Source organism: Psychrobacter sp. ANT_H3 (assembly GCF_027919975.1).
Classification (GTDB): domain Bacteria; phylum Pseudomonadota; class Gammaproteobacteria; order Pseudomonadales; family Moraxellaceae; genus Psychrobacter; species Psychrobacter maritimus.
In genome coordinates this window covers 1-12,505 of record NZ_JAQISM010000015.1, presented here as the reverse complement: position 1 = coordinate 12,505, position 12,505 = coordinate 1, and the positions used below count along the sequence as shown (strand labels likewise).

Annotated in this window: 10 protein-coding genes; 8 read left to right on the top strand and 2 right to left on the bottom strand. The window is 37.1% G+C overall.

Annotation, left to right across the window (positions count from 1 at the left end; translation table 11 throughout):
• Positions 1-90: 90 nt before the first annotated feature.
• From PG901_RS08225 to PG901_RS08210, 4 genes are read left to right on the top strand one after another with little or no spacing between them, the layout of a single operon-like run.
• Entirely contained in the window at positions 91-975 is an 885-nt protein-coding gene (locus PG901_RS08225) for a Wadjet anti-phage system protein JetD domain-containing protein (protein ID WP_271134165.1), read from the top strand.
• Entirely contained in the window at positions 968-3,892 is a 2,925-nt protein-coding gene (locus PG901_RS08220; protein ID WP_271134164.1) for a hypothetical protein, read from the top strand. The genes PG901_RS08225 and PG901_RS08220 overlap by 8 nt, the downstream gene beginning before the upstream one ends.
• Complete coding sequence (locus PG901_RS08215; protein WP_271134163.1) at positions 3,889-5,292, top strand: hypothetical protein; 1,404 nt, start codon at positions 3,889-3,891, stop codon at positions 5,290-5,292. The genes PG901_RS08220 and PG901_RS08215 overlap by 4 nt, the downstream gene beginning before the upstream one ends.
• Entirely contained in the window at positions 5,285-5,833 is a 549-nt protein-coding gene (locus PG901_RS08210) for a condensin complex protein MksE (protein WP_271134162.1), read from the top strand. Before PG901_RS08215 ends, PG901_RS08210 begins: the two co-directional genes overlap by 8 nt.
• Positions 5,834-6,319: 486 nt before the next feature.
• On the opposite strand, the gene PG901_RS08205 is transcribed toward PG901_RS08210, so the two are convergent.
• Entirely contained in the window at positions 6,320-6,598 is a 279-nt protein-coding gene (locus PG901_RS08205; protein ID WP_271134161.1) for a hypothetical protein, read from the bottom strand.
• A 227-nt stretch (positions 6,599-6,825) separates the two neighbouring features.
• A complete protein-coding gene (locus tag PG901_RS08200) occupies positions 6,826-7,035 on the bottom strand; it encodes a helix-turn-helix domain-containing protein (RefSeq protein ID WP_045445187.1) in 210 nt (69 codons plus the stop codon).
• Between the two features lie 136 nt (positions 7,036-7,171).
• Here PG901_RS08200 and PG901_RS08195 point away from each other — a divergent pair, with 136 nt between their 5' ends.
• The 4 genes from PG901_RS08195 to PG901_RS08180 form a co-directional block, all read left to right on the top strand.
• On the top strand, positions 7,172-7,387 hold the full coding sequence (locus PG901_RS08195; protein WP_020442991.1) for a hypothetical protein: 216 nt from the start codon (positions 7,172-7,174) through the stop codon (positions 7,385-7,387).
• 2 nt (positions 7,388-7,389) lie between these two features.
• The gene (locus tag PG901_RS08190) at positions 7,390-8,565 is read left to right on the top strand and encodes an Arm DNA-binding domain-containing protein (protein WP_271134160.1); all 1,176 of its coding nucleotides are present in this window, start codon (positions 7,390-7,392) and stop codon (positions 8,563-8,565) included.
• A 118-nt stretch (positions 8,566-8,683) separates the two neighbouring features.
• The gene (locus tag PG901_RS08185) at positions 8,684-11,239 is read left to right on the top strand and encodes a hypothetical protein (protein ID WP_271134159.1); all 2,556 of its coding nucleotides are present in this window, start codon (positions 8,684-8,686) and stop codon (positions 11,237-11,239) included.
• 2 nt (positions 11,240-11,241) lie between these two features.
• On the top strand, positions 11,242-12,505 hold a 1,264-nt coding region (locus PG901_RS08180; RefSeq protein WP_271134158.1), incomplete at its 3' end, for a hypothetical protein.

Genomic DNA, 12,505 nt, shown 5'->3' with positions numbered 1-12,505 from the left:
TTGATACTTGAGTTTATAGCTCTTAATATATAGACAGCAATAGGTTAAAAGAGAAGTTTGTCTTAATTGATTTGAAGTTCTGGAGAAACGATGAGTGCGCACAGCCTTAAAATCATGCTTTCAAGTATTAAGAATGGCAAATCGATAAATTTATTGCGATTTAAGAAACTAGTAGACTCATTAAATTTAGGAGTACGCTTTGAGCTAAGCGATATCAAAGCCACTAAGTCTTCAGGAAATAATTATCGTGTTATTGGTTTGCCAACAGAACTAGATCAAGTACTAAAGCACTACGTCAATCAGATTGGTGATGACCGTATAAGCAGTGCTCGTCAAAACTTAAGTCATAATCACAAAGTAATGGGGTCCTATTTATTATTGATACATGATGCTCATCTTTCAGGCTTATTACAGTCTTCTAATATATCTCACCCTATGGTTATTACAATAGACGCTCAGGGAATGCCCAGCTATCCGCCATCTTTTTTAGAAGAACAGCCTTTAGATATGCAAGCCAGTGCAGAGGTAGAGCGAAGAAAAGTGAAAGACGCCGTCATTATTGAGAATAGACAGCTATTTTTAAACTGGACTCAAACTAAAGCATTCTTACAGACGCGTTGCCAATTCAGCAGCTCAAACTATGATGTGATTTTCGGAGCCGGTAATGATATCAGCAACTCCTTACATCGTAAGTTTCTATCAGATTATCAGAAACTTTATGTATGCGGTGATATCGACTTAGGTGGCATGACTATTGCTAGTAATCTTATTAAATTACTGCCCGATAGTCTGATTGAGCTTGTCATCCCAGATGACCTTGAACAACGATTGAATCAGGTGGCTAGCTTTACTAAGCCTAAAACCGTATCTGACATTCGTCATATTTGCTCGCACCATGTTGAGCTGTATGCAGTAAGCGATGTAATTACCAAGACTCATAAAACCTTAGAACAAGAGAGTTACTTATATGACTGATATGTTAGCAAATGAAACCTTAAATTATACCCTGAAGCGCATCGTATTCGTCAACTCTGCAAATCATGCTTATTCAGAGATTCGCTTAGACAGTCATCTGGCCTTATTTGGCGCCAATAATGCAGGCAAAACAGCAAGCCTCGCCGCCACTAAGTTAATGCTTTATCCCGAGACCGACTTTAGTAATTGTCATAAGAAATTCCAATTTAAAGGTAAAACTGGCGTTTATTCAAAAGAAGACTCTTATGAGTTCTACTTTCCCTCACCCCAATCTTTTTTGATAATGGAGACCAAAAATGACGCTGGTGTGGCCTGTATGGTGCTATATCGTGATAAAGGTTTTTGCTACTACCGTATTTTTTTACCGTTATCTTATGACGAAATCAGACACTTATTTTGGGATGAGCATAGCAAAAATTTTGCTAATGATTTAAGTGTGACTACTATTTTGGCATTTCAAAAGAAACATGGTGGTTTACATGTAAGCGATGATAGGCAACTGACTGAGCTGATGTATAGCAACTTTACAGGTGCTCATAGTCGTTACAGTATTGTGCCCCTATCTGAAAACACCAATAAAGCGGTATACGCATTTCGCAGTATCTATCAAATGGCATTTGATGCAGGTACAGGTGGTACTGAAGCTTTAGCAGATGCTATTGCCACCTTGATTGAGATGAAGCGTGGACGACCCCAAGAGCGCATGAATGCTGACTTAGCAAGCCTTGAAGAAGACTACCAAAAGCTATTACAAAAGAATGAAGAACTACAGTGCCTAAAAAATAACAAAGAGAATTATAAAAACTTAAAGTCGAAATTTGAGAGCTTGCAAGCAAGGCGCAAAACACTCACTGAGCAACATGCCATGTTGTCAAAAGCGTTATCAAATAGCAAAACTAGCTATGCTAGCAGCTTTGGCGACTTATCCAAAAAAATTACCGATGCTCAAAGTTTACATAAAGATTTAGAGTCCAAGTTTAAAGATATTGAAACAAAGCTTGATAAGCTAGAGGGAGCCACAAGCGAGCTAAATAAAGCTATAGATAGACAGCAAGAAAATATACATTTATCTGAGCAAGTGCTATCTCAGCATAATCATACTGACGCTATTGAACTGGCATCGATACTCACTGAACGTAGAAAGCAGCTTGAAAATCAACAATCAGCACTCCTTGATGCCGTTAGCATAACCGAACAATTAGAAAAACTGACTAAGAGTATCCATCACAACACAGAAAACCTTAAGCGTAAGCAGAATACTTTAAGCGATTTGAATAATCTGATGTTAACGCAGCTACCAGCTGAATCAGCAGATGTACTATTTAGTCTAAATAACGACTTTGCTGAGCTCGCCTTAGAATTGACATCAGAGCAAATTGACTCTATAAAATCTTTTACAAACCAGTTCGATACCACAGATCAGCAGCTGCTCTTTAACCAAGTTCAGATGCCAAATACGATAACTCACAGGTTTCAGATTGAAGAACAGAAACAATCTTTAATGCACTCTATTACCAAGCTTGAGCAGCAAATTAAAGACGATAATAGCAATAGAACGACGCTACTTAATGCCACCAATGATACAAGTGGTGCTTCACGCCAGCAAAGTCTAAATAAAATCAAAGAAGAAATGGCTACTCTTAATAAGCAAATTGATGCTTTAGAGCGCTATAAAATTAGCCTAAAAGATATTGAGATTAATAAGCAACAACTCGCAGAAAAAGCAGATTCAAAGTTAGCGCTATCTGAACAATTTGAAACGCTTGGGAAAGAAAAAGATCAAGCATCTCAAGCCTTGCAAACTATATTGAATCAAAGGGATAAACTCGAAAGTCAGCAGAGTAATTTTGATCATTATACTGATAGCTTAAATCAGGTAACGACAATTGTAGGAGTAATTCATTATAGTGACTCTGAGGTTTCAGAGATTATAGAAGCCTACATCCAGCAGCACGGCGAGTCACTCAAATTATATATGAGCACGATTAACAATCTAGCCCAGCAAGCCAATACCTATAGCCGTGAATATAGTGATATTAAATATCAAGTTGAAGCTTTTGTACAACAGGTCCCCAATGAGAGTGTTGATACATTCGCTCATATTCAAACATTGACACAATTAAGCGACATTATCGCTACTTATAACACCAGTTTTAGCTCGCTTGATTATCAAATAAAAACACAAGCCAACAATATTAGCCGACATAACCAAATTATCAGTAGTCAACTTCGTGAAATCAGTGACGCCAGCCATATGCTGACCGACTATGTTGCCAAGATTAACACCGAGCTAAATACTCATCAGATATCCAATCTTAAACAAGTTCGTATCAAGCTCCACTGCCACGCAGACTTTGAGCATGTCCGCAAGCTACAGCAAAATCATGATCTTACTCAGACTGAGCTTATGAGCGATGAGTTTTATCGCACCTTAATGGCATTTATGGAAAAACATGCCAACAAGAAAACCAAGCTGATAAAGATGCGCGATATTATTAGAAAAATCAATTTTGAGTATATTGATGTCAACGGTGTTCTGACGGATAAATCGCAATCTGGCGGTACTACCAGTACTATTACCGCTTCTATCATTGCTATCTTACTCGGTCAAATCTTTATGCAAGGCGCTTCTTTTAAGATGCCTATCGTTATTGATGAAGTTGGTGATTTGGACGACGATAACACCAGTACGATTATTGATTGTATTGATAGACATGGTTTTTCAGCTTTTTGTGCCACGCCGACCCAACGCGCCTCAGTATGCCAGTCTGTTAAGCGCTGGATACGTGTGGATTATAACGTGTTTCAGCATCCGCCTACAGTAGCAAGCTGCGTGCTCAATATCCTACCTGAGTCGGTTGAAGTCTGGGGCAAAGTCGATGGTGAGCAAGCATTGCCTACTGAGGTTATGGCATGATTAACCGTGATGTACTAATCAACAATGTACTAGAGTTTAAGTACGACTTTTTTCAATTTATTGATTATATCAACGCCCATGACGGTGCTATGGAGTTCCCTTTTACCGCTTATGTGAAATTTTATAATAAGAAAGTTTTATCGCAGGATAGTGAGTCCTTAAAAAATATCTTGAGTCTAGATAGTCTGCTTGCCGGCGGCGTTTTTACTCATCATGACAAGATCAGTGGCATGCTAGTCATGTCAAAAGTGATCTATGATTTACTGGTGTTTTTAGATGTATCTCGAAACAAAGAGCTTAGTCACGCCAAGTTTGAATCTTTAAGACAGCAGACTGAACAAGTAACCATCCAGATTATGAGCACTGAAACTGGCTCTCAAGAGTACCGCGATCAGCTCAACCTATTCTGGGATTTAATTAGCGAGATTCTGACCACAGTTAAAGAAAACATTCGGGTCTTACATCATAAAGTAGACGATGTTGCCAATCAGTACGGCCAGTTTGAAACTGGTCAGCAACAGCATTCTATCAATGAGTTATACGAGAAGGCTCAGCAGCTACATGATCGTCATATCAAGCCCTGCTTAGAGTTTATTAATCCTGATATACAGCTCGTTAATCGTAAAAACTTTGTAGAATCTATTGATGCTTTGATGGACTATTATCGTCAAAGTGGTCACGAGTCCATCGCAATTGCTATCCGCTATAAACTAACAGCGGTTACTTCGTATTACAAAGATATTGAGGATCTGTCTAATAGACTTTTGACTTACTTATACAGCTTAGCGGAACAGCGTCGCTATTTTATGGCTATTGAACAAAGGTATAATAGCTTGATGCAAACCTTTGATAAGCTCTATCGCCATGGCGGACAAAAGAATTTGTACCTTACAGCGGATCTTGAAGATATTAGTGATATGCGCTGTTTTGATGGTCTATCCTCTCACAAGCGAACCTTCTCTGCTAAGTTTGATCGCCACCCTGAAAAAAGCATACAGCAGTTTAAACACTACTTTGAAGAGATTCAGCAACGTCCTATTCAGCAGAAAGTTGATATCGCTCATGCGCCAAAGCTTCCTGATAAAACGGTACAAAATCGTAAAAATGCTATTTTACAACTTATTGCTTCTTTGCCAAAAACATCATGTGTCAAAGACGTCCATCACTACTTAGATGCTTATCTGAAAGCGTCCATGGATGAGTATACACTCATCGATGTACTCTATGGCCTTGAGTTTTACTTATCGCTTATTCCAAAGTCGAGCGTAAGACAAATTAGCGCGCGCCAACGCATAGAGGATGAGCATTATTATTGGGAATATAGAATACTGACTGCAAACAGTGCACCGACTGATGAAAATATAGCTGATGTGCCGCCGAAGGAACAAGTAAATGATTGATATGCATAATAGTGTTGAGATATATGACCATTTGATGAACGGTCGCATCATAAACAAAAGACACTTGGGTTCGCATGGTGACTTTGAAGTAAATCCTATGTTTGAGGAGGTTATCAAAAACTTAGAGGTCTATAGAAACCAGTATGAAATGTGTGGCTTTAGTTTGATTGCTAATGCAGACTTCATTTATATAGTTAAAGGTAACGCTTATGAACTGAGCAAAACTGATATTGCAATGAAAGCATACTGCTTATTATTGATAATAGGAAAATACATCACCTCGCATAACTATAAGCTTGATAAGCTTAGCGCCGCTTCTGGCGGATTAACCTCCTCGGATATCGATAAAATTAGCTTACTATCAGATACTATAGAGATATTACAACGAGCCAACATGAACGAAAATCTCTTTAAAAGTATTAAATCAACTCTGGTTGAACGCCAAATTATGTTTGAAAATCCTATCACTCAGAACTTTGTGTTATCTGATTCAGGTATGGCGTTTTATGAAGAGCTTACAGCAGATTTTATTGCTGGGTGAAAAGTAGGATTGATAGTTATATCAAATAGAATATATTGCGGCTCAATCAACCTGATATTTAGCCGATAGTTAAACTTTAGATCGTGAAAACCAGAGAGCATAAGCAATCTGGTTATCAAGTACTCTTTAAATTGTCATCTGCCAACGGTAAGCTGCCCACCAGAAAAGCTAATACATGGTTCGCAGAACCAAGATAATTGTTTTCTGATATAAGGTATATCCGCTGGTACATCAAGTTGATATGGGCGCCCACAGTACTCACAGTGAATATCATCTAAGTAAGCCTGACACTCCGTTAACACACCAAACAGAACATGATAATCGACCTGGTATTGTCTACAAAGTACCTCTATATGCTCTACATACCGTCCATTATGCCCGTATGTCCAATAGTCTTCACATAACGATATGTCGGACTGTGTTAACTTCGGGCTAAAAATAAGTTTTAAGCTCATGGTTATCTCCAAACCAAATAATTAACGTTAATCACAACGAATAAGGAATCTCGTAATGATTCATAATGGTCAAAAATTTGGTCTCAAGATTTGTTAAGGTATAACGATTCAGCGCTAATCCTTCACTTAACTCACGTTGCACCCATATCCTAACCGCTTCATCATTATAGAAAATAGGGTTAACGCCTAGCATCCTTGCTAACTGTGAACCCTGTTGTATTTGCAGGTTTACCATAAGCTTGGTAGATATCGATATTGCTTCGGTGCTTAACCAGATTGAAGCATGCGGCGGTTTAATAAATGTGTTCATGTATAATCTCCTGTAGATTAATATTTCTTTCTGCTGGTCGTAATGACTTCCTACAGTTGAAATTATACATACATTTTGAGCTATTGCAAATTAAAATAATCTTCTATAGAACTTTTTATTACTTAATAGAACATTCAGCCTATTTGAGAAACTATAGTTTGCTGCATATTATTTGGTGTAATAACTGATAAGCGCAGCGTTATCTTGGGTTCTAAAAGAAGAGAGGTTTATTCTTCTTCCTTAACTATCTCATAAAGGTCGCCCACTTCAATATCCAAATATAAACATAGCTTTTCTACAACTTCTAGATCCACTCTAGTGGCTTCTTCGTTATACATGCGTGTGATTGTGCCTCTATTAACATCCGTGTCCCTAGACACATCAGCAATCTTAAGTCTTTTCTCACCCATAATTCTAGATAAATTGCACTTCACCATAACCTCCTCCATATTAAAATAATCTACTGTAGATAAAAATGTCTTGCAAAAGATTATTTTTAGTGTAAATTATGTTCTATAGCAGGTCATAAAGCTATTAGACAATAACACTTTAATCTTTAGTAAGGATTTTACTATGAGTTATACCTATTTAACAACCGAAGAGCTGTCACAACGCATTAAATATGACAGCAAAACTATACGCAATCAACTTAAGGATGCAGTATTCATTGAGGGCGTTCATTACATCAAACCATTTGGTGGCCGCAAGATTCTTTTTATATGGCAAAAGATTGAGGAGCTGATGCTGACAGGCTACGACGACACTATTCCATTTGCAGCGGGAGCGTAATCATGGCGAGTATCAATAGCCGTAATGGCAACCTTTATGTAGATTTTCGATACATAGGTCAACGTTGTAGAGAGCAAACCTTACTGGCAGACACTAAGCCTAATCGAAAGCGTCTAGAAAATTTCGTTAGTAAAATGGAAGCTGACATTCAATTAGGTAGTTTTCGATATGAAAACTATTTTCCGCAAAGTAAAAAGCTTGAGCAGTTTCAAAGCTTAGAGCTGATGAGGTTAACGAATAGTCATAAGGACTCAAGCTCAGGCTTTGATAGTTTTAGCAAAGTTTGGTTAGAGGAGAAAAAGCCGGAATGGCGGGACTCTCAAATAAGTAATGTGGAAGATATATTTAGAATTTACCTCATTCCTCATTTTAGTAATTTACCGCTAAATACCATTAGCAAAGCCAAAATCATGACTTTTCGGGGCAAGTTAGTCAAAGATGGTAATAACGGACGAACTTTATCAGCGTCTCGCATTAATCATATCATGACGCCATTACGTATGGTGCTGACCGAAGCCTCTGAGCGTTTTGATTTTGACAGCCCTTGGAAGAATATAAAACCACTCAGTGAGCCTAAAAGTAATGTCAGTCCTTTTACTCTAGAAGAGGTCATGCTCATTATCAATAATGTGAGAGCAGATTATAAGCCTTACTATATCGTACGCTTCTTTACAGGTATGCGAACAGGTGAGATTGATGGCTTGCCTTGGAAAAATATAGATTTTGAGCGCCGACAAATCATCGTTGATCAGGCAGTTGTTAATGGTGTCATAGGCGAAACTAAAACCTCAGGGTCGAATCGTATCATTCAAATGAATCAACTGGTTTATGATGCGTTGATTGAGCAGCAGAGCCTGACTAAACGTCAAAGTGAGTTCGTGTTCTGTACAAGAGCGGGTACTCCTTTGAATCATCGCAATGTCACTCGCCGCGTTTGGTATCCGCTACTGCGCTATTTAAAGCTTGATAAGCGAAATCCTTACCAAAGTAGGCATACGGCCGCGACGCTTTGGCTTGCTGCTGGTGAGTCGCCTGAGTGGATTGCTGCACAAATGGGTCATAGCAACACAAAAATGCTATTCACAGTGTATTCTCGATATGTGCCAAACCTAACTCGTCAAGACGGAAGTGCTTTAGATAAGTTACTGATAGCACGAGGAATACTACAAAACGTATGAAAAAGCCTATACTTAACAAAAAGACATCCAAACAGGTGTCTTTTTTCATTTTTATAGCTGGATGCTTTATATAAACGGAGCTACAGTTAAGGAAATAGTTTGCAATGGTGACAGAACAATGGCTGATGAAGATAGTCGCTCTAAAAATATCGAAGAATGGCTACAAAAAAACATTGTTGATTTTTCTGATCCTAACAGCGATGAAGCTTCATCCTTAATAATTGAGCTAAGGTTCTTGAAAAACACCTTGCCTGCACAATTTAGATCTGTCTTTAACAGTCAGTATAGTGCTTTAACTGAATGGATAAAAACAAAGGATATAGTTTCTACTTTAACTGAATCAGAGAAAATACAGATATACGAAAACGGTATTGACCAGAAAAACTTCCTAAAAAGCTTAAAAACACATCATAAGTATCTCAAAAATCTCTACCTCATTACTTTTTTAGCCAGTCGTTCAGACTCACCAAAAATAAATAACATTCGTTCTCTCTACTTTTTTCTCTGTCTTAAAATGGTTGAGTTGACTGATTATAATAGTAGGATTGAAACCACACTTGATGAATGCCGGTTTTTAACCAGTAATATTCGTGAATTCTTAGTTCCATTTTTGCCAGACATAACACAGTTTGAGAGTCTGCGACATATTCAGGATAATCTCATCCAAGCCCAAAATAACGACAATTACACCAGATGGCTTAATAATTCCCCTGATACCTTTGAGTCGGAAATAAAAAGGTATGGAAGCAAGTTACTGGATAAAAATACATTATTTCCTTCTAGCGATGCTAGAAATGATATTAATGAGCGTATAGCCCAATATCTTTACGAGTATGTTCTACCGATTGAAAACTACTTCAAAAATGTTTCTGGTATTACTCGAATAACCAGCACTACTTATCAAGTTGTTAGTGGTCCCTCATATTATGACGATACGACAGGAAATACGTTCAGTGACTTAGTAAATATCTTTGAATCTACAAGTAATACAGATGCTTTTGAAGCTGGTGAACGCCAAGATAATGAGCAGGAATCCTTCGAGCAAGTAACTATAGATAATCCAAGCAACTATTATTTAGATCTGGTAAAAGCAGAAGGCCAATCAAACAGTCGTCGAAAAAATGCGATGAATCAGGTCACTGATGTTAATACAGCACATGAAGATGAAATAAAAAGATTGGTCGAATATATAGCTAGCAAACTAAGCAGACTTGATTTTTTATCTATTGGTAAAGAGTACGAATACGAGCATGAGTATGAAGAGGGAAAGTTTAAATTCGATATATCTGATCAATCCGCATTGTATCTATACATGCTTTTACTGACAGGTATTCATGACATATATACTTCTGAGCAGTTAAAGCTTGGGTCTAACGGTTATCGCTACCAACTCACGTTTTGTCCAGCACGTAGCCATATTGATGATGACTGGGACAAATCGTTATGTGCCTATAAACTAAATAAATTTAATAAGCCAGACAAGCTATATGTTTTCATGCCGTATCCGTTAGGTGCGATGCATATTGAAATGATTGAAAGTACTGATGATAAAATAAGAGACTCTATTCATGAAGAAGCAAAAGAGGATCTCCGTAAACTCAATAAAGAGTTTGGGATAAGATTGAGCATAAATAAGGTTAGAAACTATTTACCTCACTATTTAGCTCAAACAAATATAGATAAAGCGCTTATAGAAGTATTGACTAACTGTGCTGTTCATCACCTCTCAGCACTACCTTATTATAATGTCAGTCAATATGATTTATTTCGATGCCAACGGGACTATATGGATCACTTGATAGGGCTGCTTGAAAATAAGTATGAGCCAAATCCAACTAAACTATATATGCTTTTTGAACTACCCGATGAAACATTAACAGATTATTGGGATAAGACTATAGGGAGTGCATTAGCTGTTAATGAATTTAGACTAGAAGAGATTGTAGTTAAACTAAGACAAAAAGTAGAAGCCGCTACTGCAGGTTTAAAATTAAGTAGTTTGAATTCATTGGTTTACCTTCATAACAGCTTTATGGACTATCTATATGTTTTGATGTCTGTTGCAAGTGGTTATCGACCTGTTACTGAGCCATTTGGTAGATTGTCAAACATAGATACCAGAACTGGAGTCTACTTTATCAGCGATAAGGAAATGCAAGATGATACTATTGGCAGATTAATCTATCTACCACATACCGTATGTCAGCAAATCAATGAGTATGAAAAATTTATTAAAAGTAATGGCATTCTCTTTAATAAATTAGGAAGTAATATTGGTCAAATATACATGGATATTTTAGACAGCCGTATTGGACTGATAAATTATCTAAAATTAGATGAGATAACCAATACAGTTATTCAGTTAAAGTTAAACAAAGCACTCATAAAAGAGCGCATGTCACAATATATATCGCTACCTCTTAATTGGCATCGACATTTTATACGCTCGCTAAAAAATATATATATCGGCAAATATTCATACAACTCAGACTTCAATGAAAGACCCATTGGATATGACGTTATTAGTGCTTGGATGGGACATTCTGATGAACTGGGATTCAGCTTTTACGACCCTTTTAGCGGTTTGAAACAATCTGAACTTAGAGAGTTTGCAAATACACTAGATGAGCTTATCAAAGGTATTGGCTTTACAGTCATTCAATTGGAGCGCTAAGGATGGCACGTCAAAAAAAATCTGGTATTAAGATACGAGAAGAAAAACGAGATAAACTAGAAGAAAAGCGCTTTTCGTTAGCTTGCGAACTAATAGACAAACACATCGACCTGACAAAAATTGCAGCTTCTGAAGATAAACAGCGAGCGTTTGACCTGATGTGGCTAAAATTTGATACTAATTTATCTACTAATAAATATTTTAAAGATGTTAAGAGATATTCTACCTCATACAATCACGCCGTAAAATACTGTCAAAGTCGAATAGAAGATAAAAATATTGATATAGGTTTTCCTAAACTTATCATTCAATCATCTCGTGCCAAATCTTTTCGTACACAAGAATGGTTCAATGATGGTAAGCGTGTACTAGATTTTTATCTAAACTGGGCTAAAGGTTTAGAAAATAAAAAAACTGTTGATATAACTGTAAGTGATATCTTATTCACTCTAATCTTTCATAGTGCAATCCTAAAGGCTCCTGTACTACAGGAGATATTAGATCAAATAATTAGGAAACGTTTAAAACTTGAACAAATTTCAGGTTTGCCAACCATCACTGTGATCGTCAAGGACAAGGCCTATCATACAAATACTTATAAAGCGTCAGAAGCGGTTCACCAAGCACAGGTTTTTATCTCTCCATTATCAGCTCATATTATTCAGTCCTATAATAAAGAGCAGAAAAACACCGTTATGGAACGTGATAGAAATCTCACAATATACAAACGGTATCAAAGCATACAACTGATACAAGCAAATCAGGGTAATGAGATAGAACTTGGTTTGAAACGTTTTTTAATGGGTGCGGTATATGTGCTAGAGAATCATTTTTACTTCGATCTCCCTGAATATACTTGGTACATTATGACGGGTAAAGAGAATACCTATAGCCTGGCAACTTCTAATTGGCAGTCTCTGATCTATAATATTCAACACAATGAGAATCAGAAACAAGAAGAATTTAATAGCATTTTGACTAACATTGACAGTAATAGCCATGTAGAAAGTAGTCCTTGCTTAGTAGTGGAGATAGCGAAGTTACTTAGGAAAGACGTTAAAGACAATAATGCTAAATTATCTGAAAAGAAATTAATTAAAGAGCTAGATGAAATTTATAATCGATTAAAAAGTGGTCAAAGCACTTTGCAAGAAAAAGCAATAGTTGGCTGGCTATTATTAAAAGCACGTACCTGTAAAGTAAGCAGTGTTCAAACATATAGTAATACGATCACTAGTCGCTGGCTAGCACTTACTCAAGACACAA